The sequence below is a fragment of the Petrotoga sibirica DSM 13575 genome (genome assembly GCF_002924625.1).
Classification (GTDB): Bacteria; Thermotogota; Thermotogae; order Petrotogales; family Petrotogaceae; genus Petrotoga; species Petrotoga sibirica.
The window spans coordinates 1-26,221 of sequence record NZ_JAHC01000014.1; the positions used below are offsets into that span (position 1 = coordinate 1).

Below are 26,221 nucleotides of genomic sequence, written 5' to 3' on the forward strand. Positions count from 1 at the left end.
CCATACTAAAAGGATTAGATGTATTGGTATTCACAGCGGGTGTGGGAGAAAATGACGAACATGTAAGAATGGATGTCTGTGATTATTTAGACTTCTTTGGAGTTAAAATTGATAAAGAAAAAAATACTTTGTTGAATAGAAAAGAAGGGATTATCTCAACTTCAGACTCCGATGTGGATGTACTGATAGTAAAAACTAATGAAGAATTAATGATAGCTCAGGATACAAAAAGAGTAGTGGAAGAATTAAGCAGTAAACAGTAATGCACTTTAGCTAGGCATTACCGTTTGTCTCTATAACTTTTTGCCAAATTATAGTATTCTTTAGCATGTTCCCTAATTTGCTCAAATTCTTCGTCAGTTAGGTTTCTTATGACCTTTCCTGGAACTCCTAAAACTAAACTTTTAGGAGGAATTATTTTGTTTTCTGTTACCAAAGCTCCAGCTCCTATAAGACATCCTTCACCTATCTTTGCACCATTTAATATAGTTGCTCCCATCCCTATGAGACAGTTATTAGAGATTTCACATCCATGTATAATAGCGTTGTGTCCAATGGTAACGTAACTTCCGATTATAGTTGGGTATTCGGTATCAATATGAACTACTGAGTTATCTTGTACGTTGGTGAATTCCCCAATGGTTATAGAACAAATATCCCCTCTCAATGTGACATTGTACCAAATACTCGATCCTTTAGCGATCTTTACATCACCAATAATCTGGCTACCAGGCGCTAGAAAAACATCTTCTTCAACAACAGGATATTTGCCTTTATACTCATAAAGCATAATTTCACCTCTTTTATTTAGCTAAAGTTTTTGTGATATAATTATACATAAAAAAGTAGAGGATAAAAAAAACCAGATCCATGATGGATCCGGCAAGAATGTCTGGGTTTATCTCAGGGGGATAGGGGGATCTTTCTTTTCCAATTACATTATACTACAGAGTTTGTTAAACTTCAAGATGAATGAGTTACTATTAGATTTAAAACAATTAAAGATTTGTATACTATTATTAAGATAAAAAGGGGGGCTCTTTTTGAATAAACTTTATGATTTTCACACACACACAATTTTGAGTGACGGAGAATTAATATGTAGCGAACAGATAAGGCATGCACAAATTCATGGTTATACGGCTATTGCAATATCTGATCATGTGGATGAATCCAACATCGATTTTGTTTTAAACAGTTTGAACAAATTCGTTGATAATGAAAGTAGCTACTTTGAAGGGATCAAGATTTTAAAAGGAGTTGAAATCACTCACGTTCCTCCTTTACTGATAGATAATCTTGCAAAACATGCAAAAGAAAACGGAGCTGATATTGTATTGGTTCACGGAGAAACTATAGTCGAACCAGTATTTAAAAAAACTAATTATTACGCCGTAACGTCAAAGTATGTGGATATCTTAGCTCACCCCGGCTTAATTAGTGAGGAAGAAGTAGCCCTTGCTGCAAAAAACGGAGTCTTTTTGGAATTAAGTGCCAGAAAAGGCCATAGCTTATCCAATGGGCATGTGAGAAAATTGGCTCAAAAATATGAAGCAAAATTACTAGTAAATAGTGACGCTCATGGGCCCGATGATTTCTTGGACTATGATTTTAGTTTAAAAGTTGCTTTATCGGCTGGTTTAAGTATAGAAGAGGCAAAAAAGATTGTCGAAAAAAATCCCTTGGAATTATTGTAGATTATATTTTTAATGTAAGATTTACCAAAACTTTTTATTTATATGTGTATTTTTAGAACCAAATCATATCATTGGTGTCTAAACAAATGGTTTCATTGGAGGACTTTAAAACATGAAAGGCGTTGTTCCGGGTGTAACAAGGTATAAAAAGACACTATATATAGTGTTTTAGAGTTTATGAAGACAGTATTTTCTTATGAAAGGAGGGAATTATGTGAACAACAAAAGAATAAGCGAGAAAGAAGAGAAAAAAATTATGAGAAGAATAGAAAATATCGATTTTGAAGGCACTGAAAAAGACGGGGAAACAATCAAAGTAAAAGTAAAAAAGCCCGAGAAAAAAGTAAAATCAGTCGATACTTTCATTTCATTATTAATAAGTAAAGCAAAAAAGAAAGGAAATAAGTTATCTTATTCCGATATCGATAATGCTATTCCTGCAAATATAGCGGATGAAATTGATAGTGATTATATAGAAAAGATATATGAGGCTTTGGAAGCAGAAGGAATAGAAATAATAGAAGGGGACGTTGAAGAAGAGAAAGATTCCTTAAATGAATCGGAATATGAAAATGACGAGGTTGAAGAACTATTTTCAGATACAGGGCTTCAAATGTATGACAACATCTCCTTAGGTGATCCTATAAAAATATATCTTAAAGAAATAAGCAAAGTTGACCTTTTAAGCCCTTCCAGAGAAAGGCAATTAGCTAGAAGAGCACAAAAAGGTGATCAAAAAGCCAGAGACGAATTGATAAAGGCAAATTTAAGGTTAGTTATCAGTATAGCGAAAAGATACATAGGTAGAGGTTTGACTTTTTTGGATCTGATCCAAGAGGGAAATATCGGATTGATAAAGGCTGTTGACAAATTTGACTGGAGAAAAGGCTTTAAGTTCTCAACTTATGCTACATGGTGGATTAGACAGGCAATCACTAGATCCATAGCTGATCAAGCAAGAACGATTAGAATTCCAGTTCATTTAGTAGAAACTATAAATAGAATGAACAAAGTCATTAGAGATTATTTGCAAGAAAACGGAGATTATCCTTCAGCAAAAGAACTTGCAGAAATTTTAGATAAGCCAGAAGATAAAATTAATGAAATCCTAATAAGTGCAAAAGATGTACTTTCTTTAAATTCACCTATATCCAGTGGTAATGGTGACGATGAAGAATCTGAAACAGGAGATTTCATCAGTACCGATGAAACAACTCCCGAAGAAGAAGCTCAAAAAATGATTATGAAAGAAAGGCTGGAGGAAGTACTTGACACCTTAAATTCTAAAGAAGCTTTGGTTTTGAAAATGAGGTATGGATTCTTAGATGGTAAACAAAAGACGTTAGAAGAAGTTGGACAATTCTTCAACGTTACAAGGGAAAGAATAAGGCAGATAGAAACTAAGGCGTTGAGAAAATTGAGACATCCTAACAGAGTGGCACAACTAAAAGATATTGTAGAAATTTAATGAAAAAGGCCGCCTCGTTAGGCGGTTTTTTAAATTTAATTCGTTTCTACCATTATACATTTGATAAAAGAAAACTCTACACCAGGTAATTTTTCTAAATATTTTTCAATTTCATCTGATTCTGCACCTGGTTGGAACCAAAATTTTCTGAATCCTTCTTCATATGCCTCTTTAACAGCTGTTATTCCAATTTGTGGGGGAACGACAAAAACAATCAAATCTATTTCATCTTTAGGTAGATCTTTTACAGAAGCGTATGTTTTTATTCCTTCGATTTCCTCATACTTTGGGTTAATTGGATAAATTGTAAAACCTTTATCTTTTAAATTTTCCAAAATTTTATACCCATATTTTTCTTTATTGCGGGTTGCTCCAATTATAGCAATATTTTTTATGTTTTTTAGATCTATCAAAACAATACCTCCTTGTTGTTTTAGTTCACATATTTTTTCCATTAAGTGCGTCATCCAACGTATGCCAAGCAAGAGTGAAACATTTAGTTCTCATTGGGAACTTGGAGATATCAGAAAAAATTTCTATCCCATCTACTAATTCTTTATCGAATTCTTTGCCTTGTGACATATTTATAATTTCTTGTAATATTTTATTCGCCTCGTCTACGGTTTTTCCTTCAAGGTATTCACACATCATTGAAGCACTTGCCTGGCTTATAATACAGCCATGTCCTGTGAAAGTGACTTCTTTTATTATGTTATCTTTTACTTTTAAATAAAGGGTAATCTCATCTCCACAAGACAAATTTTTCCCTTCCGCTTTTTTAGCGTCTTGTATCTCTTTTTTGTATCTCTCATTTTTTGCATAATCTAAAATTATATCAGAGTAAAGTTCTTCTAGTCCTATTTCAACCACTCCCAAACTTTTTTTAATCCATCGCATAATTTATCAACATCTTCTTCTTCATTATACACATAAAAGCTTATCCTACATGTGGCGGATGTACCAAACTCTTTCATCAAGGGCTGTGCACAATGATGACCACTTCTAATGGCTATTCCCGTTAAATCGTTCAACAAATGAGCTACATCGTGAGGGTGTACACCTTTTATATTGAATGATATTATTGACTGTTGCGTTTCGTCTTGAGGACCGAATATTTCTAAAAAATCCAACTCTTTTAATTTTTTCAAGGCATATGAGGTAAGTTGTTTTTCATGTTCTTGAATATTATCCATGCCGATCCTCTCAAGTATTTCTATGGCTTTAGCTAATCCTACCGCTCCGTCAACGTTTGGAGTTCCCGCCTCAAATTTGTAAGGTAAAACGTTGAAAGTAGTCCCATCCGTAGATACTTTGTCGATCATCTCTCCCCCAAACAAAAAAGGGGTCATCTCGTTTAAATACTTTCTTTTGCCATACAACACACCTATTCCCGTTGGTCCAAGCATTTTATGACCGGAAAAGGCTATAAAATCACAATCCATCTTTTTTACATCGATAGGAAGGTGAGGTACAGCTTGAGCCCCATCCACAACAATAATTACATCTTGTCTGATATTTCTAATTTGTTTTATTAAAGTATTAACTGGGATAAGTTGACCGGTGACGTTTGACAAAGCGGTGATACTTACTAACCTCGTTTTATTTGTAATATGCTTGAGAAAATCAGATAAATCAAAAATCCCACTTTTAGCGGGATAGTATTTTATCTTTAAATTAAAAATTTTGGCTATTTGCTGCCAGGGAACAAAATTTGCATGATGTTCTATTGTAGATATTAGAATTTCATCATCAGATCGTAATATATTTGAATCTGCAATTGAATATGCTATAAGATTGAGAGATTCAGTTGCACCTTTTGTAAAAATAACTTCCTCAGTTTCGGAGTTTATGAAATTTGCAACTTTACTCCTTGCATCTTCATAATACTTAGTAGCTTCAGCTGCTAAGGTGTGTGTTGATCTGTGGACGTTGGCATGATGGTTGAGGCTGTATTCATTTACAGCATCCATAACTTCCTTGGGCCTTAACGTGGTGGCAGCATTGTCAAGATAGATCAATTTATGCCCATTTATTTTTCTTTTTAAAGCTGGAAATATCTCCTCATATTCTTTGGAAGATAACATCTTTTACCTCCCGACTCATCCCTTCATCAAAAACTTTAATTCTATCTATTGCAGATTCAAACAAACCTGAAGAAATTAATTTTTTTGCTTCTTCCAATGAGAATCCACGAGTCATTAGATAATATAATTTTTCTTTTTCAATAGTACCCACCGTAGCAGCATGTGAAGCATTTACCTCATTTTCATCTACCAACAAACTAGGTAACGCTTCTGCTTTAGCTTTTTCAGAAAGAGTTAAAGTATACTCCGATTCGGAGGCATTAGCTTCTTTTGCTCCTTTTTTCAAATCAAGAAAACCCCTGAATGCAGCCTTTGATTCGTCTTTAATAACACCTTTGGCATCGATCGCCCCGGTTGTTTCAGGTGAATAGAACCTCATTAAATAAAGCATATCAATAACGTTATCTTTATTTCCCAAAAAATAAGGAAATAACTGAGCCTGCGCACCTTCGCCAGCAAGTCTGAACACAATATGTGGCGAGGTAATTCTCCCTCCTATATTTATATCTGTGACTTGAACCTTCCCGTTTTTTTGTACTTCAACAAAAGTGTTATCAATGTTTAAACTGTCGTTGTTACATAAATTTATATTTATCAATTCTAAAGAAGCATTTTCTCTTACTATTATTCTATTTGAAGTCGTTCTAAATAAATTTTCATTTTTGTTGGACTTTATATATCTAATTACAGTAGCTTTAGAGAATGGACTTATGTTGTAAACAGAGGTTTCATATATAGGGGACTTCCAATCATACGTTAAAATAATCGGTTCTCTTTCTTCTCCTTCGTTGGTTTTTAGATAAAAACCCGTATTAGAGAACGCTTCAGCCATCAAAAGGAATTTCCTATGAGCACCTTCAAAATCGTATTTTGCCAAGATTTCTATCCCTTCTTGGTCGATTCCATTCAAAGCTAGTATCTTTCCACTTGTACTAACAGGGACAAAGGAAACATATTTATCTGGCTCATAACCATTTAATTTTGCCCTTTTCCATTTAGGGAAGCCCCAATTTTTGTAAGCTTCGTATCTATAACTTTTGAATGTCTTTAACATTTCATTAGAGATGTGTTCCAAAGATGCTTGAAATTCGTAATCCCCGTAATCTCTTTTTGGTGTAATTTGGGGAATTTGCCATTCAACCGCTTTTAGATCTTTATGCCTGATATCTATAGGTTTCTCAAAAATTGTCTCCATTGTTGTTCACCCCTTGTTATAACTATTTCAATCAAAATGGTTATCCTATGCTTGATTCTACTTCTAAATTAATTAATCTGTTCAACTCAATAGCATACTCCAATGGAAGCTCTTTGGCAAAAGGTTCTACAAAACCTCTAACCACCATGGCTTTAGCCTCAGCTTCACTTAACCCTCTACTCATCAAATAGTAAATCTGCTCTTCTTTGATTCTACCTATACGCGCTTCGTGTCCAACATCTGCTTCATCAGTGTAAACCTCGATAAGAGGCACGGTATCACTTTTAGATTCGTTATCAAGCATCAAGGCTTGACAAGATACCGAAGCTTTTGCACCTTTGGCGTTCTCTCCTAACTTCAACCATCCTCTGTAAAAGGCCCAACCACCGCCGATACTTATACTTCGTGCATCGACATTTGCGCTGGTATATGGTGCAAACATGAAAACTTTGGATCCTGAATCCATATGTTGATTTGGCCCAGCATAAGTGATCGCCTTAGTTTCGGTTTTCGCTCCTTTGCCTCTCAGTATTGAAGATGGATATATCATTGTTTTATGACTCCCCAAAGAGCCTGATACCCACTCCATTATACCGTCTTCATCCACTATTGCCCTTTTTGTATTCAAATTGTATGTGTTTTTGCTCCAGTTCTGAATCGTTGCATATTTTACCCTTGCACCTTTCTTTACGTATATTTCTACCATCCCAGCATGGAGGTTTGTTACTTCATAATAAGGAGCAGAACATCCTTCTATGAAAGCCAGTTCACTTCCTTCATCAGCAACTATTATCGTATGCTCCATCTGCCCCATTCCAGGATTATTCATTCTAAAATAAGCTTGAAGCGGCAATGGAACTTTTACACCTTTTGGGACGTATAAAAATGTACCTCCGCTCCACACAGCGCCATGTAAAGCGGCATACTTATGGTTCGTAGGAGCCACTGCTTTCATGAAATATTCTTTAACTAAATCAGGATACTTTTTAACCGCACTTTCCATATTTAAAAATATAACTCCCAAATTTTCAAGCTCTTTTTTTATATTTTGATAAACGATTTCCGAATCGTATTGTGCACCAACACCAGCCAATGCCTTTTTCTCTGCCTCTGGAATTCCTAGTTTATCGAAAGTATCCTTTATTTCCGCAGGGACGTCATCCCACGATCCAGATGTTTTTCCCCTTGGCCTAATGTATGCAACAATTTTACTTACATCTAAGTCAGAAACATCAACCCCGAATCGAGGATCCCTCCACGTGTTAAATATATGTAAAGATTTTAATCGTAAATCTCTCATCCAGGTAGGTTCTTCTTTTTGTTCGGATATTTCTTGAACTACCTTTTCGTTTAAACCCGGAATAGTTTTGTAAACATACGTCTCGGGATTTTTAAAATCGAATTTGCTCTGGTCTACCAATAAATCTTCTATATTAACATTTTCATTTTTTGCCATGATTTCACTCCTCAGAAATAGTTATTCCCATTTCTTGCTCCAACGTTGAGTAACCGTTTTCCTCTATCTCTTTAGCTAATTCTTCTGATCCTGTTTTTACTATTTTCCCGTCTATGTAGATATGTACGTAATCAGGAACAACAAAGTTCAAGATTCTTTGATAGTGTGTAATGAGTAATACTCCCATATTACCAGTTTTTACTCTGTTGATGTTTTCTGCAACTATCCTCAGTGCATCAATATCTAAACCGGAATCTATCTCATCCAATATACTCAATTTTGGTTTTAGAAAACCCATTTGTAGTATTTCACTTTTTTTCTTTTCACCACCGGAAAACCCAGTATTAATATATCTCTCCAGAAATTCTCCGTTGAGATCTAAATTTCGGGATAACTGGGATATTACTTTATTCAATTCTAATAGTGTAATTTTATCCTCTTTATGGATGTTTCTGAAGGAATTAATCAAGAATTGTCTCATCTTTATTCCTTCAACCTCTTCAGGAGTTTGAAAAGACATAAACAAACCTAATTTAGCCCTTTCATCTGTAGAAAGATCTAAAATGGATTGCCCTTCGAATAAGATATCTCCTGAAGTAATTTGATATTTTGGATTTCCCATGATAACATGGGCTAATGTAGATTTTCCGGACCCATTTGGCCCCATTAATGCATGTATCTCACCCTTATTTATAATTAAGTTAACGCCTTTTAATATTTCAACATCTTCATCTCTAACTTTTACCCTTAAATCCTGTATTTCTAAAAGAGCTGACATCCCTTTTCCTCCTTCTAATTAGCAATGTTATTTTGTGCATGCTTTACTTTAAATTCTACCATATTAGTCAACTTTAAGTCAAGAAAAATTGTACAAAAAACAGTACCTTAAACAACACTTAAAGTTTAAACCAGAATCTCCATAATTAGTTAAGTTTCAACATATTTTAAAATACTAAATGATCCCTCTTATTTCCTCTAAAGTTGAAATCCCTTCTTTTTGTAAATATTCTTCTATACCTTCAATTATTTCAGCACAAGCATTGGGATTTATAAAATTAGCAGTGCCTACTTGCACAGCCCACGCACCTGCCATTATATACTCAATCACATCTCTATAATCCATAATTCCCCCAATACCTATAATAGGAACATCAACAGCTTTTGAAACTTCATACACCATTCTTAAAGCAATGGGTTTTATACAAGGCCCTGATAGACCCGCAGTTATATTATCAAAAATGGCTTTTTTCTTGCTTATATCTATCGCTAAGGCAGGAAAAGTGTTTACAAGTGATAGTGCGTCTGCTCCTGCTTCAACGCAACTTTCAGCCATTTCAACCATATTTTCAGCACTTGGAGATAATTTTACTATTAGGGACTTTTGGCAAACTTTTCTAACTTGTGTTACAACGTTGCTAGCTATTTCTGCCTTTGTACCGAAAGAAATGCCTCCTTCTTTAACGTTGGGGCAGGAAATGTTTAGCTCTATCATATCTATTTCGGTTTGATTCAGCTTTTCAACAGAAATAACGTATTCTTCGATCGTATTTCCACTAACATTGGCAATTATCACCGTATCTTGGCTGTTTAGGAAAGGGAGCTCTTCTTCAATAAATGCATCTATGCCGGGATTTTGTAAGCCAATACTGTTCATTATTCCGCCTGTGGTTTCGTGAATCCGTACACCTTTATTTCCTTCTCTTTGCCTTAAAGTTAGCCCTTTGGTGGATAATCCACCCAATTTAGAGATGGGAAAGTATTCTGAAAACTCTCTACCAAAACCAAAAGTCCCAGAAGCAGCTATTACTGGGTTTTTAAACTCTACCCCAGCGATGTTTACTTTGGTATCAATCATCAAAAAATACCTCCTCTCCCTTGAAAACAGGCCCTTCTTTACATACCCTTTTCATCCCAGATTTTGTCTTTATACTGCATCCCAAGCATACCCCCATACCACAAGCCATGACACTTTCCATAGAAACAAAAACAGAAGACTTATTCTCACAATTTTCAACTACTTTTTTCATCATGGGGGAAGGGCCACAAGTGAAAACAACGTCATATTTTTCTGGTCTGAATATATCCGTTATGAAACCTTTTTGACCTGTAGAACCATCTTCGGTCGTTATATAGATCTTAGCCACATACTTTCGTACGTAGTCCATATAATAAACTTCATTTGTGAATCCAGCATAAAAATCTATCCCTGTATTCAACTTTTTTGCCAAATAAATCATTGGAGCTATGCCGATACCACCTGAAATTAAGGCGACCTTTCCACTCACATTCAAATTAAAACCGTTTCCCAAGGGACCTAAAACCTTTAACTTATCTTTTGGTTTCAGTTTGGATAGGTAATTTGTTCCTCGACCAACAACTTTGTACAAGAAAGTCAAAACGCTTTCTTCCACATTGCATATACTAAAAGGTCTAGACAAAAGAGGATCCAGATCCCAACTACGCAGCATATAAAACTGTCCAGGATCACCCATACTGTCGTTGGATTCGATCTGAACTTTTAACTCGAATATATCTTTTGCGATTTCAGTATTAGAGAAAATATCAACTTCCCTATACCCCACTTTCACTTTGTATATCCTCCCTCATTTCAAGTACGGCTTTTCTGGCATAATCTGCAAATCTTTGGTTCCCATCTTCGTAGTTTTTATAAGCGGTAATTATTCCCCTTGAAGAGTTAATAACACCGCCATTACCGTTGTTTAAATAAAGGGAAACGTCTTTCCCAGTAGCACCTTGATGACCGTATCCAGGGATTAAAAAGAACATATTTTTGTATCTATTTCTAATTTCTTTGGCTTCATCAACATGTGTCCCACCTACAACCGCACCTATTGAACTGTAGCCACAACTTCCTCGGTACTTGGTCCCTATTTCATTGAGTTTGTCTCCGACAATGTAATAAAGATATTCATCTTTTGGAGATACTTTCAAATACTGGATGTCTTTGGCTCCTGGATTCGATGTTCTTAGAAGCACGAAGACTCCTTTTTCTCCACTTTCAATGTATTTAAGGAAAGGTGTTAAGGTATCAAAACCAAGATATGGATTCAACGTTATAAAATCAACCTCAAACTCCCCTTCAAAATGAGCTTTAGCGTACATCTCAGCCGTGGATGAAATATCTCCTCTTTTTATATCCCCGATTGTTATCTTTTTTATACTTCTCAAATATTCTATCGTTTTTTTATACCCTAAAAGGCCTTTTATGCCGTATGCTTCATAATATGCTATTTGTAATTTATAGACAGGTACTAAATCACATGTTTTGTCTATTATCTCTTTGTTGTATTTGAACAAAACTTCATCAATATCTTGATACTTTTCTTTCAAGTTAACTGGTATATAATCCAAATGTGAATCCAATCCGACACAAACATTCCCATTTTTTTCAACCTCGTTGAATAATCTATCTATTATCAAATTTGACACTCCCCTTTTTGTATTTAATCTCTCCCTTTCTAATTGTTGCTATAACTTCTCCATAAAATTCCATCCCATCAAAAGGAGTATTCTTGCCTTTGGATAAAAATTCGTCTTTGTTGATTTTAACCTTCTTTTCTAGATCTACAATAACTACATCTCCATCGTATCCTACTTGTATTTTTCCTTTTTTAACCCCTAGCATTTGTGCTGGTTTTGAAGACATAAGTTGAGATAAGCGATTAAGTGAAATTTCTTCACTTTTTACCAACTTCGTATAACAAACGGGGAAAGCAGTTTCTAACCCTGAGATACCTGGTGCTCCTTTTTCTTTGTCCTGCATAGAATGAGGGGCGTGATCAGTTGCTATAATATCTACGGTCCCATCCTTTATTCCATCGATTATTTCCAAAACATCTTCTTTTTCTCTTATTGGAGGATTAACTTTGTAATCGTAACTGTATAAGGCTAAGTGATGGGGGGTAACTTCGCAGGTAAGATTTTGTATTTTTCTTTTCGCCTTTCTTATACCTTCTATTGCCTCTTTCGTACTTACGTGGGCTAAATGAAGAGAGGCTCCTGTCAATTTCGCAAGGTATATATCTCTAAAAGTCATCAAATTTTCGGAAAGTCTCGTGTTTATCGTTACTATTCCATTGTCTTCTTCATGTGCTATGATAGTTAACCCTTTCTCCTTTGCCTTCACCATCGCTAAATACATAGTTAAATTTGACTGAACACCTTTTCCATCATCAGATATGAATTTCACATTGTCATCTACATAATCCAAATGTTCTAAAGATTTTCCATCAAAGCTCTTTGTAATAGAAACCGTTTGGTGAATATCGATCAAATTTAATTCTTTAGCTTTGTTCAACACATAATTAACAACGTTCATTCCACTGCATATAGGATTGGTATTCCCCATCAGATTCACACATGTGTATCCGCCTTTCAACGCAGCTAAACTTCCAGAATGTAAATCTTCTTTATAAGTATAACCTGGATCTCTGAAGTGCGCATGCATATCTACAAATGCTGGCATAACAACCAAACCCTTAGCATCTATAGTATATGCATCGTAATTCAAATCTCTCCCATAATTATCTATCTTTTCATCTTTAATGTACAAATCCCCAAATAAATCTTTTTCTTCATCCACAATTCGACAATTTTTAATCAGAACACTTATTTTAATTCCCCCCCAAAATAGATTCTTTTTTGTTCTCTCAATTTTACTATTAATATAAATAAATAGAAAAAAAGCAGTGTTAACTTTGTTTGACTTCAAGTTTAACACTACCTTTGGCTTTTATGAAAATAAACCAATTGAAAATCATTTTTTCTCCAAACTGTCTATATAAACTTTATTCTTAACTCCTTTCAATCTGGAATCGTTAATTTTACAGTTTCTTTTGTTATCTTTTTTCCCGCTACTACTGTGAAGAAAAATAAAAATACCCCAGTTCCTAACAATATCCATAACAGTATGTCATTTAACTCTTCTGTCACGGGAAAAGATGAAGTCAAATAACTGCTGGTCTCCTTATCAATGCTCTTGCTATCGCTATTCTCTGCCTTTGCCCATCTGATGGCTTACTTCTCATTTCTCCCACTACAGTATCGTATCCTTCATCTAAAAGCCCTACGAATTTATCTACCTTAGCTTTCTTTACCGCCTTCATGAATTCTTCTTCAGTGAATCCATCATCCAGCATTATGTTTTCTTTGAGTATTCCATCCTTCTTAATCTCATTATATACTTTCCCATATGATTTTCAAGTGTTTTTTTAAAAGGACAGTTCATAAGACCGATTTTGAATTATGTTATTCATTACTTAGAAAGTGATAGACCAGATAAAAATAAAAACATCATCAATTACATAAACGTTTTAAAATTAAAATGGGATGTTAAATACGATGAAGCCCTTGAGATAATAGATGAAGAGATAAAAGGGCTGAAAAAAGGTGGTTTGTATTATCTTTTAACGAAGAAAGATACGAAAAAGCAGCTCGCTTAAACATTGAAGCATTTAAGGTACTATGATTTAAAGGATATACCAAAAGAATTCACACCGAAAGAGATTGATCCATTCGTGAAAAAATACACGTTGAAAAGAAAGCCTTCTGCTGTTTCTTTTTATGTTTTTGAAGGGGAAGAAAGAGAAGAGTTCATCAAAATTAGCACTAATTTATCCTGACTTTGACAGTTGAGAGATGATTTTTTAGTAAACTAAACGGAAAGAAGCAGGTTCGAGAAAACAAATAGCTGTGATCAATTTTAAAACCCCCATCGTATATAGATGGGGGTTTTTTAATTACAAACCATAAATTGTAGAAAACTTCTCTTTTATATAGTCTACAAAATATTTGGGATTAAGAGTTTCACCTGTAACCTTTTTCAAAAGTTCTTCTGGTTCGTACATTTTACCGTACTTATGAACATTCTCAACCATCCAATTCAAAACTTCTGCTGAATCTCCTCTTTCTATTTGAGATGGATAATCTTTTAAATCCTTCTTCAACTTTGAGAACAATTGAGCACTGTATAGATTGCCCAACATGTATGAAGGAAAATAACCAAATTGTCCATTTGACCAATGTACATCTTGCAACACACCTACTGCGTCGTTTGGTGGCACGATACCTAAATATTCTTTCATTTTATCCCTCCATACCGTAGGAAGTTCATTTACTTTTATTCTATCGTTGATCAGTGCTTCTTCAATTTCAAATCTCAACATAATATGAAAGTTGTAAGTTACTTCATCTGCCTCAGTCCTGATGAAGTCTTTTTTAACTATATTTACACCCTTATACAGTTCATCACTACTTATTCCTTCAAAAGATGGAAAAATATCTTTTAACTTTTTAGAAAAGAAAACCCAAAAACGAGGCCCTCTTCCTATAATATTTTCCCAAAATCTTGATTGAGATTCATGCACAGCCATCGAAGCACCTTCATCCAAAGAAGTTTCAAAAAATTCCTCAGGAATATGAAGTTCGTATAAAGCATGTCCACCTTCGTGCATAGTTGAAAATAAAGAATATCTCAGATCTTTGTTGTTGTACCTTGTGGTAATTCTTACGTCTTTTGGACCAATTTTTGTAGTGAAAGGATGAGCAGACATGTCCATACGTCCAGAATCGAAATCGAAATTCATAAATTTTAACGCTTCCAGAGATAACTCTTTCTGCTTATTTACGTCGAAATCACCTTCAAAGAAATCGTATCTTGGTTCTTTCCCATTTTCAAAAAGCTCTTGCATAAAAGGTAGTAAATGCTCTTTTAAGTAATTTGTTGTGCCTCTCAACGTATCTGTTTTCATCCCTGGCTCGAATAAGTCTAAAAGAGCATCATATCTATTTTTTTCGTATCCCAAAGCTTCCGCTTGTTCTTTTTCTAAAGAAACTACTTCTTTTAAATAAGGTTCGAACATAGAAAAGTTGTCTTCTTCTCTGGCTTTTTTCCAAAAATGACCTGCTTTTGAAGTTGTTTCGGCTAATTTTCGGACAAGTTGTGGAGGTAACTTTTTAAACTTATCGAAATCTTTCTTGGCTACCCTTACCATCGCTTGATCAAATTCACCCAATTCACCATAATTTTCCTTCTTTGAAAAATAATCCAAAAATTCACCCATTTGATCGGAAACAGACATTTTAAACAGTGCCTCCGTAAGTTCTCCTAAAGCTTTAGAACGATACTCAATAGCATTGTTTGGAGCATTAGTTTCTAGATCCCAATGCATAAGTGCAATAGCCTGACCGTATCTTGAAATCTTGGCTTGAAACTCTTTAAATTCTTCAAATTTAGGCATCTTTTTACCCCCTCTTATATAGATTTTTTCAATCTTTAGAATTTCTAAAACTTTATATATAGCGCCCCTTCACCCATACGTTAAGGGGTAAACCCCTTAAGATCCCCATACGTTAAGGGGAACCCCCCTTAAAAACCCCAAATCAAGGTCAAAATCACTAAAAAAACATCGTTTGCACACTGCAGCAAACAAAAAAAGTTCTTTTGCACAGAACAGCAAACAGATTTTGTTAGTTATCCTAATTATATCAGATTTCTTGAACTATCCAAAAGTTTGCTGTATAATATTGTATCAGCAACATATTTATACACGATTTTCAAAATATAATTCAGGGGGTAATCATGAATTATCTACTTACTTTAATTTCAGGTATTTTAACCGGATTGGCTATGCCAGGTAATTTATTTTCTTTTCTCATCTGGTTTTCACTGGTTTTTTTTCTGAGGAATATTGCCGGATCAAAAACTCATTATGAAAGATTGTTACATACGATAATATACTCTTCTTCCATGCTGGTAACTACTCTTTGGTGGTTGCTTCCCACTTTGTCCAAAAATATACCCCGAATTCTAAAAAATTATTCTCCAATCGTCGGTTTTTTTGGATACGTTGGAATGATAGTACTTTTAATGATACCTTATCTCATCATCTGGCTTTTATCAGAACTTTATCATAGAAAAGATAGACAATATAATTATCTTTCACTGCTTTTTTTCTATTCTTTTGCATACACCATCGCTGAAGTCTTAAGGGGTTTTGGAGATTTGGCTTTTATGGGAGGGAATTTATCATATGCACTTTATGATCACACTGGAATAATACAAATCGTCTCTATTATAGGCTCTTTTGGTCTGACTTTTATCATAGTTTTTGTCAATTCTCTGATAGCCTTCGATAATTCACGTGATAAGGCATTAAAAATTCTTGTTATATTTACTACTATATACATTTCTAACTTCGCTATTGTTAGGTATCTACCTCCTATTAATAGCACAAATGATTCCATAAAAGTTGGAGTCGTTCAAACGAATGTACCTCAAGAGATCAAGTACTCCTCAAATCCAATACAAGATTATTCAACCTTTTCTAAGAATATCCAAGAATTTAAAAATAGGGATGTGGATGTAGTGGTTTTTCCAGAATCAACTTTTCTTGAAGACGTCTCAAAGTCAGAAATAGAAGGCCAAATAGTAAGAGACATTCAAAACTTATACAAACCTGTAATTTTAGGACATCCAAGGATAGAAAGCAATAACCATTTTAACTCTGCCTGGGTATATAACCAACATGGGAGTATTCAGGGGATCTACGATAAAGTTAAATTAACCCCATTTGCTGAATTTTTGCCATATGAAACTATATTTGGAAACTTTGATGTTTTTAGATTATTAAACTTTTATACATCCGGGGAGGAATACTCAACCTTTTCATTAAATGAAACTGATTTTGGCGTTCAAATATGTTTTGAAACTTATTTCCCGGAGGTTTCAATAAATCAAGCTAAGAATGGAGCAAATTTATTGATTGCAATCTCTAACGACGGTTGGTTTTATTCTAAAACAGGTCTCTTTCAACACTTCAGCCAGGGTGTTTTTAGAGCCGTAGAAACAAGAAGAGATTTTATCCAAGTATCAAATACAGGCTTAACTGGCTCAATTGACAAATATGGAAGGATCACCAACATATTCGACTCCCAAGAAGAAAAAACGGGAATCCTTTTTGTCAATCCAAACGATAAGATCTCTTTTTACTCTAAGGCTTCAGACATTTTAAAAATATTATTTTTTATCGGAGCACTTTTGCTTGCAATTCTTTAAACTCAATATCCAAATTCTAAATCAATTAAGTCTTTTACCATACCGTCTTTTAAAAAGCTTTTTATATTTTCTATAGTTTCATCGATACTGTACTTTGTAGCTTCAGTGTTATACCCTCCAACATGTGGAGATAAAACAACGTTATCAAAGGTATGAATCGGGTAATTAGCTGGCAAAATTGATGGTTTTTCTGTGGTAGGATAATTGTACCAAACATCTATAGCGGCTCCCGCTAATTTTTTGGACTTCAAAGCTTCATATAGTGCACTTTGATCTATAACATCACCTCTTCCAACGTTTATTATGTATTTGCCATCCATTTTATTAAACACCTTTTCATCGATAAGCCCTTTTGTATATTTCGTCAAAGGTAGCGTTACGAATACAATTTCACTTTTTTCTATTACATAATCTAAATCGGAACTGATCTCATCCACATTTTCAATTTCTATATTCGCGTTTCTTTTATAACCAACAATTTTACAATCAAAGGTTTTAAGCATTTGTGCAAGATTTTTCCCTATATTGCCTAATCCCAATATTGCACAACTTTTGTTCTGAATAGATACCCACGAATCTTTAACACTTTCTCCAGCACTAAATCCATGCCAAATTCCTTCTTTTAAATCGTTATGATAAGACACAATTTTTCCGAGAAGAGCTAAAGCAAGCGTAAAAGCCCTTTCTGCTACTATTCTGGCGTTACCATGACTATTTGCAACGCTAATGCCTTTTTCTTTAAGTACTTCTAAGGGTAATTGGTTCACCCCAGCATAGGGAACAAAGATTATTTTCAAATTCTTTGATTTTCCCAAGATATTCTCATCCAAATCTCCACCAAACACTATTGCATCTGCAACTTCCATAGCATTTTCAATATTGCTGATTTCTTCACTATCTAGAAATTCATCGTTGGGAAATAATTTCTTCAACTCACTAATTTTTTCTTTCCAATACGAGTTTAACTTGTTCATAAACAATACTTTCAATTTTTTCAATGCCCCCTCAAAGTGATTATTTTTGCTGTCTTTAGCGCCCCTTCGCCCCGCACCCACAAGGAAACCGTTTAATGGTCAATAATAATTATATCACAAAAAAAGTCGGAATTAAACTTACAAATTTCAAAGCGGCTTTAGCCGCTTTTTATATATCATCTTTGAATTCTTGCCAAATCTTCAAAATTTCCTTTCAATGATTTATACAAGTTCCTATAAGCCTCATAATAATCATCGTAAATCTTTGTATCTTGATAATTAGGTTCAATAATTTCTTTGAATTTTACCCATTTTAAAACATCTTCGAGCTTTTGTCCATCTCCTACTGCAGCCAACATAGCTGCTCCATACGCACCGCCTTCATCAATTTTAGGCATTTTAACAGGCATTTTGAAGTTTGTTGCAACTATCTTTGCCCATGTTTTATTTTTGGCCCCACCCCCAACTATTCTAATATCTTTTATCTCTGTTTTTTCTTTTATAAGTTCAAAGGAATCCCTAAGGCCAAAGGTTATACCTTCCATTGTTGCTCTTAGTATGTCATTTTCAGTATTCAAGGAAGAAATCCCAAAAAAAACACCTCTTGCGTTAGGGTCTCTATGTGGGGTTCTTTCTCCGTTTAAATAAGGAAGAAAAATAATACCATTTGAACCCGGTACTGAAAGGTTTGTTCTTTCTTCTATTTCCGTCCAATCCAAACTGGGGAAAAATCTATATTTTACCCAATTTAGGGAATGAGCGGCTGAAAGCATTACTCCCATGTAGTAATATTTATCTTGTATTACATAGTTAAAGTAATGTATTTTGCCCGATAAATCAGGAACTTTTTTTTCAGTGAGGGTTAAAACAGTGCCTGAAGTTCCGATACTAACCATCGACTCTCCCACTTTTGATATACCTATTCCAAATGCAGCTGATGCATTATCTGCTCCTCCTGAAACGACTTTTGTGTTCCTCCATCCCAATTCATTTTGCAAGCTTTCTTTTAATTCACCTCGAATCCCATAAGAAGGATACAATTCAGGCATTATGTCCATATTAATGCCAAAAGTTTCAAATATATCTTCATCCCAATAATTTGTTTTTACATTAAAACATGCCGTTCCAGAAGCATCCGAATAGTCCATACCAATACTACCCGTTAACTTAAAAACAATATAATCCTTAGGTAGAAGAATCTTCTTTATTTTTTTAAAATTCTCTATTTCATTTTCTTTTAACCACAGTATTTTTGGGAAAGTGAAACCTTCCAAAAAGGGATTCCCTATTTTGGAGATAACCTTTTCTTCACCACCAAAAACTTCTGTGGCTTTTTTACACTGGGGAGTGGTCCTTTGATCCCACCAAAGGATTGCGGGCCTAATAGGTTTATTATTTTCATCCAAAACCACCAAGCTATGCATTTGTCCGGAAAAACCTATTACATCTATTCGATGCGTTCTGGACACTTTTTTTAATATTTCGTATACACCATTCCACCAATCTTCAGGGTCTTGTTCAGCCCATGCCGGTTTGGGAACTTTCATTTCTAATGGATAAGAATAACTATCCAAAAGTTCTCCTTCTTCAGATATAACTAAACCTTTCAATCCAGTTGTTCCAACATCTATACCTAGATATTTTCGCAAAATGATCACCTCATTTTAAACCACAGCTTTTTCTGCAAAATCATCCATCACTCTTAAATTTGCCCCCCTCAAACATGCTGTTTCTATATCAAAAACAGGTCTCAAGGGCTTTTTTAAAGATTTTAAGGTTGGTTTCAGAGCTCGTGTCTTTATAATATTTTCAATCTCTGTGAAATACTCATCCGGGAAAAGATACCCATACCCCCCAAAAATTACAAACTCAGGATTTAAGATATTTATTAAATTAACCGTCCCTACTCCCAAATAATATAACATCTGTTTAATTATTTCATCGGCGTTTCCTTCCTTCTTCTGGGCTTTTATAAGAAGATTTCTAAATTTTTCTTCGTAATTGTTGCCTTCCAATCGCCCATTGCTGTATTCATATATCTTAGAAACTGTATCAATTGAGGCAAACGTTTCCCAACATCCTCGATTATTGCAAAAACATTTTTCTCCATCTTCATCGATGCTCATGTGACCAAATTCACCTGCTGTGAAATTAGGTCCCAAATGAATTTGACCGTCTATAAGCAAAGCTCCCCCTATTCCCTGGGATATGAAAACATAGACTCCATTGTTTAAGTTTGCAATATTCTTGTTAAAATACATCTCTGCTTGTAGAGCTAACTTTGCCTCGTTTGCAGCAAAAATTGGTTTGTCACAATGAGGAATTTCCTTTAAAATAGCTCCCTTAAGATCAATCTCACTCCAATTAAAATGAGGAACGTATTCGATGATCAAGTTTTCTCTATCAATCATTCCTGGAAAAGAAAAAGAAAGGCCTACAATATTATTTCCATTAGCATTTTCATATATTCTTTTTATCTCAACAGCTAATTTACTAATAAAAACATTAAAATTTTTGGGGGTTTCAAATTCTCCTATCTTATTGATTGAATTGTTTATGTATCCAAGACCTACAACTGTTTTTTCTACTCCCACTTTAACAACAATGGAAGCAGCAACGCCTTTTGCTGCTTCCAACCTTATAGGTTTTCTTCCAACACCTTTAGAAGACTTTCTATCTCCTTCTACTATTAAGTTTTTAGAAATCAAATCATACGTAATCTTTGTCACAGTACTTTTATCTAAACCAGTAAGCTTAGAAATCTCATTTCTGGAGATTCCAGAATAATATCTGATCAAATTGAAGACCATTAATTTGTTTGAGTATCCCATTCTTTCTGCATTGATTTTCTTTATCTTCAAAATAAAGCCTCCCGATTCATCAGTTATTCGTAGATGTACAAATTTATTAAATTTTCCAAATATTCTTGTCTTGCCGATTTCGGAATTCCCACTTTTTTATCTATTACATACTCTTCGAGTTCTTTGAAATTAGTTCGTCCATCCACTATCTTTTTACCCATAGCTTCATTAAAACTATTATACCTTTTTTCTACAAAGTCTTCCAAAACTTTTTCTTCTAAAATTTTGCTTGCTAAGATCAGTCCTAAAGCAAATGCATCCATTCCTGCAATATGTGCGTAGAACAAATCGATATTTTCGTAAGAAGGCCTTCTAACATGTGAGTCAAAGTTTAAACCACCTGGCGCTATTCCTCCATTTTTAAGTATTTCATACATTGCCAAAACGTTTTCAAATACGTTTGTTGGGAATTGATCTGTATCCCATCCTAACAAAAGATCCCCCATGTTAGCATCAACGCTACCCAAGATATTATTTATTCTTGCATACCTTAATTCATGCTGAAAAGTATGGCCGGCAAGAGTTGCGTGATTTGCTTCTATATTGAACTTGAAATACTTATCAAGATCGTACTTTTGTAAAAATGCATAAGAGTTCGCAACATCAAAATCATATTGATGTTTTGTGGGTTCTTTTGGCTTAGGTTCTATCAAAAATTGACCATCAAAACCAATTTCTTTGGCGTAATCTACAGCCATATGTAAAAAATTAGCCAAATTGTTCAATTCCAACTCCATATTAGTGTTTAAAAGGGTTTCATATCCTTCTCTTCCACCCCAAAAAACATAATTTTCACCATTTAATTCCTTAGTTATTTCAAGTGCTTTTTTTACCTGTGCAGCGGCATATGCATATACATCTGCATCACAAGAGGTAGCTGCACCCTGCATAAACCTTGGATGAGTGAAAAGATTCGCTGTTCCCCAAAGAAGCTTTATACCCGTTTCTTTCATTCTTTCTTTTATTCTTTCAACTACTTTATCTAATAACTTATTTGTTTCTCTCAACGTTTCTTGTTCATCAACTAAATCTCTGTCATGGGTACAAAAATATTTAACCCCTAATTTGCTCATGAACTCGAATGCTGCATCACATCTTGCGTAAGCTTTATCTAAAGGATCCGAAAATTTGTTCCATTCTCTGTTGGCACTTTCGACCCCGAACATGTCCCTTCCTTCTGCAGTGAAAGTGTGCCAATATGCCACAGAAAATCTCAAGTGTTCTTCCATAGTTTTATTACCAATTTTTCTCTTGGGATCATAATAGTGAAAAGATAACGGATCCTTCGATTCCTTACCTACATACTCAACCTTTTTAATATCTTTGAAATATTCTGTCACTTTAAGACCTCCTATGAAAGATTTATAGAGCCTTTAAAATTCTAAAACTTTCATTATATTTAAATTTTAGAAATTGATTTTTTAAAAATACCTCACATCTTTTAATTCATATTTAATCAGTATTTGAATTTATTTTTATCTAATTTTCTAACAATTGGCAATTATATTACCTTTCATAATTCTCTTAAAATCTCCATTCTATTTTTCAAAATTGTAATTTCTAAAGTGTCTAGATATTTTATTTAATCTTTAGAAATTTTAAAATATACTTCAAATCAAAGCTCTATATTCCAAAAATTTTAAAATAATATCAATCATTCTAAGCTATTTCTAATCAGATTTAGCCCTCTTTGCGGAGAAGCCTACCCACCACAAAGAAAAAGGCCCAACCTTTTAGCCTTACCTTATTTTTAAAAAATATTTATTTCTGAAGTTTCTATTTTCTCTTTTTCTAATTTTTTCTAATCTATTGAACCACTGAATTTTAACTTGAAACTTCTTTGTAGTCTTCAAAGTATTCAATTTCTTGTTTTTTAAGAGCATTATAAGTAGGCAATTTTTTTACTTCTCTTAATTCATTTTCTAACTTTTTCTTAGTTATATTTTCAATAATGCTTTTTTGGCCTTCTAAATTGCAATCTACTCCTATGTGATAATACCCAATTTAGCAAAGAAATATACATAGTCCCTTTAAAATGAAATATGCTTTGATAGAAAATTTTGAATATAAACACAAATCGAGTTTGAAAATCAAATAGTAAGATTAGTAACGAAATTCATTTACTATATAGTTCAAATGATGAACATGAACTTTACGTTGCCTATCTAGCCTCTGGAACCTCAGACTAAGATGTTTTAAATCTTAATCTGATTTGACCCTGTAGAATAGTATCAGTTCCATGGTTTACTAATACTGATGCCTATTATTTACGTCCTAATTTTCTAAAAAAGTCTAAATATGATGCTCCTGAAATTTAGAGAATCAATTATCTACTATAGTAAAGGAAATAATTAAATAAAATTGAGTTTCTACATCGGGAACAACAACTTTACACAGCAGTATACGTCGAATAAATTCCTATAAGTATTGAAGCTTATAATGGCACTAGAGCAATTGAAATGAATCCATTTTATAAAGCATATTTGAAATATTCATGAATGTTGAATCCTCGATAGTTTCACCTATCTACAACAAGATATATTACGTAATTTACACCGTCATCCTTGAAGTACCGATGCAACATGCCGAATTTTAAGAAGTAGTAGACAATTTAGAGGATAATTTGAAAAAATCATCAGAGTGAACTTTATTTGGAACCTAGACTTTTTATAATTTTTGATAATTGAACTTTTTTTATTAATTCAATGTTAATATCTAACAAGAGCATCGTTTGAATCTTAGAAAACATTAACATTCTTACTTTCTTAGTCTTTTAAAGTTTGGATCTGTAAATATATCAGTTGCATCGTCACTGTGAGAAGAAAATTCAGAAATAACTGCACCTTCTTCTCCGGCCTTGAACCAATGTAGTGTATTTGGAGGTATGGTGTATTGTTCTGCTGGGTTTAAAATTATTTCATGTGATGCTGTGAAATATTCATTTGGTGGTTGTACATGCCAAGTGTTCTTTTCTCCTTCAATGAAAAGAAATACTTTACCATATCTGCACCTGAAGGTTTCTTCTTTTCCAATATCTCCATCATGAGGCGGGTGCTTATGTTCAGGACATGTTTGATTAGGCAAAAGAACCATTTCTTTAGCACAGTATCTATCGGTATTTACATAGGTAACAATCTCAAGACCTAGTTCTTCGATATTTCCTAATCCTCCATCAACGATTTCTATATTTTCTTTTTCATCTTCTCTTAGAGCGATACCCGCTTTTTCAAAAAGTTCTAAACTTTTCATTTTCACTTTTTCATATGTCTCATTGTTCAACATAAATTGAAGCCCCCCTCGTATAATATGTATGGATATGAAACTTAAAAAATGGTACTAAAAATTTGTTTTTTGCTCTTTTTCATTATTTCTTTTGTAAAGAAATGCCCTAATGCTAAAATAGTATCAGGATGATTAGCGAGGGAAGATTCCCTTCCTCCCTGCAAGACCTTTTGGTCGTTGCTTAAAAAGCTTGTTTCCTGACTTAGCAGTCAATTTGCTAACCGATTACTGCATCACCTTTGATTAGGCCATCAGCAAGGCTATTTTTCATTGGTGGATGCTCATAGAGCGCGAGGTTGCCTTTGGCTGCTAAGATTAGGGCATCTCTTTGCTTTCATCCTTTATCTTCATTCGAAAGGTGGTGAAATGTGGTTCTCAGTTTTTGGCTTTACTAAGACTTACACGCCATAGGTTCCATTTAGTTCAAACACTCGTCTCTGAAAAGAATTGGATGCTTTCCAACATTTATCTGAAATTCAGTGAATTGGCTGTGAAAAATAGGGATAAGCCCTTTTCCAATATATACGGTGCTACGTCTTGTGCTGCTTTGACTGAGTTCTACTCTTTGGATGAGATAGTTTACAAACCCATTGAAGATTTATCTCAGTTCGTTGTTGTTGTTTTATTCGGAATTGTTGAATTTTTGTTTATATTTCCTCATTCTCGCTTATTACTTTTGCCGAAAAGAGCTACAAACTAAAAAGCTACATTAAAAAAGTTATTTGAAAACCAGCAATAAAAGAATCTCCTAACCCAATTGTATATTTTGGCATTTCAATATATTTTGTTGGAACTATAACCACTTCCTTACAATAATTGCTTTTAGAAACTTTGCTTTCTGCAATGGTTCCTTTGTTGCTAGTCGGCAATTTTAAAACTTCGAGAATTTTTTCTTTATTTCCATATTCGCCAAACATTGCTTTTGAAGTAGCTAATAAATTGCCATAAATAAGCCCTCTTTCAATATTAATATCGAATAAATCACCAATGTACATAGAATAATCTTTGGAATGAACAATAATCCCTTTTTGAATGTTAAATCTGTCTTTAATAAATTTAGCTCCTTGAATTATATAAATAATATCTTGTGTATCACTAAAAAATCTAAAACTTTCAAGAATATATTTTATTTCTTCATCATTTAAACTAAAAATATCAATATTTGGCAGAATCGTTTCTAAACACATTTTTTTAATTTGAAAATTATGGTAATGAGCATCTTCAAAAATAACTATTCCTGAAGGGTTTCTAATTTTATATTTTTTTATATGTTTTACAACAAAATCTAAACGATCTATTAATAACTTCTCATCAACAATTGTATTAAAACCAGATATTAAATTACTCCCTATTTTATTAGCATTTTGTTCGATATATTCAAAGAAAGGTTTATTAAACGGGAGAAAGTTATTAATAGTTGTTCTCGTAAGAATTAACCTATTCGAATTAGGTATTAGGATTTTCTCACTTCCTATTTTAATAGTTTCTCCTTTTTTAAATTGAAAAATATAATGTATTTCAGGGTTTCCATATGAGTCTAACTCATTTGTATGTACTAATCTCCCTTTTTCATTAACCACATATATATATGGAGAAAACAGCAGATCACAAACTTCTTTTGAATTATCCGTTAAATGAACAATTGAAGAAAAATTCACAGCGGCCAAAGCTTTTGCAGCTTGTGCAGCTGTACCTCCTATTCCGTATTTCCAATGAAAAAGACCCCTCAAAATTTCTAAATCTATATTTCCAATATCTACTTCGCCACCTATTCCATTTATGCAAAAAAAAGCTAGAGTTTTTAATAAATCATCCAAAGTATCGATTCTATCAGCTCTTACAATATCTACATAACTTAACCTAGGCAAAAATTTACTTAGAAGTTTATTAAGAACGTCAGAATGAAAATCACAAAGTAGATCTAAATTGCTTGAATAACTCAAAGCAGAAATTTTTTTTTGAACCGAGCTTGTTGTGTCAGTTGAACAAAAGCTTTTATAGGCTAACAGGTATTTATCGTTTAACTCCACACTTTTTGCCCCCTCGTATAATATGTATGGATATGAAACTCAAAAAATGGTACTAAAAATTTGTTTTTTGCTCTTTTTCATTATTTCTTTTGTAAAGA

Annotated in this window: 26 protein-coding genes and 1 pseudogene; 7 read left to right on the forward strand and 20 right to left on the reverse strand. The window is 33.8% G+C overall.

Annotated elements, in window-relative coordinates; all coding sequences use genetic code 11:
• Positions 1–263: pseudogene (locus AA80_RS03045) on the forward strand (acetate kinase); the annotation flags it as partial.
• A 17-nt stretch (positions 264–280) separates the two neighbouring features.
• Here AA80_RS03045 and AA80_RS03050 read toward each other — a convergent pair.
• On the reverse strand, positions 281–790 hold the full coding sequence (locus tag AA80_RS03050) for a gamma carbonic anhydrase family protein (RefSeq protein ID WP_103876360.1): 510 nt from the start codon (positions 788–790) through the stop codon (positions 281–283).
• Between the two features lie 253 nt (positions 791–1,043).
• Here AA80_RS03050 and AA80_RS03055 point away from each other — a divergent pair, with 253 nt between their 5' ends.
• Together AA80_RS03055 and AA80_RS03060 are read left to right on the forward strand one after the other, a co-directional pair.
• Complete coding sequence (locus tag AA80_RS03055) at positions 1,044–1,697, forward strand: histidinol phosphate phosphatase domain-containing protein (protein ID WP_103876361.1); 654 nt, start codon at positions 1,044–1,046, stop codon at positions 1,695–1,697.
• Positions 1,698–1,893: 196 nt separating this feature from the next.
• Complete coding sequence (locus tag AA80_RS03060; RefSeq protein WP_166667822.1) at positions 1,894–3,165, forward strand: sigma-70 family RNA polymerase sigma factor; 1,272 nt, start codon at positions 1,894–1,896, stop codon at positions 3,163–3,165.
• Between the two features lie 35 nt (positions 3,166–3,200).
• Here AA80_RS03060 and AA80_RS03065 read toward each other — a convergent pair whose 3' ends face one another.
• From AA80_RS03065 to AA80_RS03115, 12 genes are all read right to left on the reverse strand, one after another.
• A complete protein-coding gene (locus AA80_RS03065) occupies positions 3,201–3,620 on the reverse strand; it encodes a CoA-binding protein (RefSeq protein ID WP_233186778.1) in 420 nt (139 codons plus the stop codon).
• Complete coding sequence (sufU, locus tag AA80_RS03070) at positions 3,604–4,062, reverse strand: Fe-S cluster assembly sulfur transfer protein SufU (RefSeq protein WP_233186779.1); 459 nt, start codon at positions 4,060–4,062, stop codon at positions 3,604–3,606. Before sufU ends, AA80_RS03065 begins: the two co-directional genes overlap by 17 nt.
• On the reverse strand, positions 4,023–5,249 hold the full coding sequence (locus tag AA80_RS03075) for a cysteine desulfurase (RefSeq protein WP_103876363.1): 1,227 nt from the start codon (positions 5,247–5,249) through the stop codon (positions 4,023–4,025). The genes sufU and AA80_RS03075 overlap by 40 nt, the downstream gene beginning before the upstream one ends.
• Positions 5,227–6,444 carry a SufD family Fe-S cluster assembly protein gene (locus tag AA80_RS03080; protein WP_103876364.1) on the reverse strand — a complete coding sequence of 406 codons (1,218 nt, stop codon included), beginning with the start codon at positions 6,442–6,444 and terminating at the stop codon, positions 5,227–5,229. Before AA80_RS03080 ends, AA80_RS03075 begins: the two co-directional genes overlap by 23 nt.
• A 40-nt stretch (positions 6,445–6,484) precedes the next feature.
• Positions 6,485–7,900 carry a Fe-S cluster assembly protein SufB gene (sufB, locus tag AA80_RS03085; protein WP_103876365.1) on the reverse strand — a complete coding sequence of 472 codons (1,416 nt, stop codon included), beginning with the start codon at positions 7,898–7,900 and terminating at the stop codon, positions 6,485–6,487.
• A 4-nt stretch (positions 7,901–7,904) separates the two neighbouring features.
• Positions 7,905–8,678 carry a Fe-S cluster assembly ATPase SufC gene (gene sufC / locus AA80_RS03090; protein WP_103876366.1) on the reverse strand — a complete coding sequence of 258 codons (774 nt, stop codon included), beginning with the start codon at positions 8,676–8,678 and terminating at the stop codon, positions 7,905–7,907.
• A gap of 174 nt (positions 8,679–8,852) precedes the next feature.
• The gene (locus tag AA80_RS03095; RefSeq protein WP_103876367.1) at positions 8,853–9,755 is read right to left on the reverse strand and encodes a dihydroorotate dehydrogenase; all 903 of its coding nucleotides are present in this window, start codon (positions 9,753–9,755) and stop codon (positions 8,853–8,855) included.
• Complete coding sequence (locus tag AA80_RS03100) at positions 9,748–10,488, reverse strand: dihydroorotate dehydrogenase electron transfer subunit (protein ID WP_208317049.1); 741 nt, start codon at positions 10,486–10,488, stop codon at positions 9,748–9,750. Before AA80_RS03100 ends, AA80_RS03095 begins: the two co-directional genes overlap by 8 nt.
• Complete coding sequence (pyrF, locus tag AA80_RS03105; protein ID WP_103876369.1) at positions 10,472–11,341, reverse strand: orotidine-5'-phosphate decarboxylase; 870 nt, start codon at positions 11,339–11,341, stop codon at positions 10,472–10,474. Before pyrF ends, AA80_RS03100 begins: the two co-directional genes overlap by 17 nt.
• Entirely contained in the window at positions 11,328–12,533 is a 1,206-nt protein-coding gene (locus tag AA80_RS03110) for a dihydroorotase (protein WP_103876380.1), read from the reverse strand. The genes pyrF and AA80_RS03110 overlap by 14 nt, the downstream gene beginning before the upstream one ends.
• 191 nt (positions 12,534–12,724) lie before the next feature.
• Positions 12,725–12,871, reverse strand: coding sequence for a hypothetical protein (locus AA80_RS09975; protein ID WP_158248346.1), 147 nt, complete (start codon positions 12,869–12,871; stop codon positions 12,725–12,727).
• A complete protein-coding gene (locus tag AA80_RS03115; protein WP_425014486.1) occupies positions 12,868–13,092 on the reverse strand; it encodes an ATP-binding cassette domain-containing protein in 225 nt (74 codons plus the stop codon). The genes AA80_RS09975 and AA80_RS03115 overlap by 4 nt, the downstream gene beginning before the upstream one ends.
• Before the next feature lie 66 nt (positions 13,093–13,158).
• Here AA80_RS03115 and AA80_RS03120 point away from each other — a divergent pair, with 66 nt between their 5' ends.
• Together AA80_RS03120 and AA80_RS09980 are read left to right on the forward strand one after the other, a co-directional pair.
• Positions 13,159–13,362 (forward strand): hypothetical protein, encoded by a 204-nt coding sequence (locus AA80_RS03120; RefSeq protein ID WP_233186781.1) that lies wholly within the window; start codon positions 13,159–13,161, stop codon positions 13,360–13,362.
• 3 nt (positions 13,363–13,365) lie between these two features.
• Entirely contained in the window at positions 13,366–13,542 is a 177-nt protein-coding gene (locus AA80_RS09980) for a hypothetical protein (RefSeq protein ID WP_158248347.1), read from the forward strand.
• Positions 13,543–13,659: 117 nt separating this feature from the next.
• On the opposite strand, the gene AA80_RS03125 is transcribed toward AA80_RS09980, so the two are convergent.
• Positions 13,660–15,159 carry a carboxypeptidase M32 gene (locus tag AA80_RS03125; protein WP_103876370.1) on the reverse strand — a complete coding sequence of 500 codons (1,500 nt, stop codon included), beginning with the start codon at positions 15,157–15,159 and terminating at the stop codon, positions 13,660–13,662.
• 341 nt (positions 15,160–15,500) lie between these two features.
• Between AA80_RS03125 and lnt the strand changes: the two genes are divergently transcribed.
• Positions 15,501–16,976: an apolipoprotein N-acyltransferase gene (lnt, locus tag AA80_RS03130; protein ID WP_103876371.1), complete on the forward strand. Its 1,476-nt coding sequence runs from the start codon at positions 15,501–15,503 to the stop codon at positions 16,974–16,976.
• A 2-nt stretch (positions 16,977–16,978) separates the two neighbouring features.
• On the opposite strand, the gene AA80_RS03135 is transcribed toward lnt, so the two are convergent.
• The 5 genes from AA80_RS03135 to AA80_RS03155 all read right to left on the reverse strand — a co-directional run bounded on the left by AA80_RS03135 (position 16,979) and on the right by AA80_RS03155 (position 24,093).
• Complete coding sequence (locus tag AA80_RS03135; RefSeq protein WP_103876372.1) at positions 16,979–17,965, reverse strand: 2-hydroxyacid dehydrogenase; 987 nt, start codon at positions 17,963–17,965, stop codon at positions 16,979–16,981.
• Between the two features lie 161 nt (positions 17,966–18,126).
• Complete coding sequence (xylB, locus tag AA80_RS03140; RefSeq protein WP_158248348.1) at positions 18,127–19,599, reverse strand: xylulokinase; 1,473 nt, start codon at positions 19,597–19,599, stop codon at positions 18,127–18,129.
• A 15-nt stretch (positions 19,600–19,614) separates the two neighbouring features.
• The gene (locus tag AA80_RS03145; RefSeq protein WP_103876374.1) at positions 19,615–20,811 is read right to left on the reverse strand and encodes an ROK family protein; all 1,197 of its coding nucleotides are present in this window, start codon (positions 20,809–20,811) and stop codon (positions 19,615–19,617) included.
• Positions 20,812–20,834: 23 nt separating this feature from the next.
• Positions 20,835–22,151: a xylose isomerase gene (gene xylA, locus AA80_RS03150; protein WP_103876375.1), complete on the reverse strand. Its 1,317-nt coding sequence runs from the start codon at positions 22,149–22,151 to the stop codon at positions 20,835–20,837.
• Between the two features lie 1,417 nt (positions 22,152–23,568).
• Positions 23,569–24,093 carry a D-lyxose/D-mannose family sugar isomerase gene (locus AA80_RS03155; protein ID WP_134080076.1) on the reverse strand — a complete coding sequence of 175 codons (525 nt, stop codon included), beginning with the start codon at positions 24,091–24,093 and terminating at the stop codon, positions 23,569–23,571.
• A gap of 382 nt (positions 24,094–24,475) precedes the next feature.
• Here AA80_RS03155 and AA80_RS03160 point away from each other — a divergent pair, with 382 nt between their 5' ends.
• Positions 24,476–24,793, forward strand: coding sequence for a hypothetical protein (locus tag AA80_RS03160; RefSeq protein ID WP_103876376.1), 318 nt, complete (start codon positions 24,476–24,478; stop codon positions 24,791–24,793).
• A gap of 4 nt (positions 24,794–24,797) precedes the next feature.
• On the opposite strand, the gene AA80_RS03165 is transcribed toward AA80_RS03160, so the two are convergent.
• Entirely contained in the window at positions 24,798–26,123 is a 1,326-nt protein-coding gene (locus tag AA80_RS03165) for an ADP-dependent glucokinase/phosphofructokinase (protein ID WP_158248349.1), read from the reverse strand.
• Between the last annotated feature and the right edge of the window lie 98 nt (positions 26,124–26,221).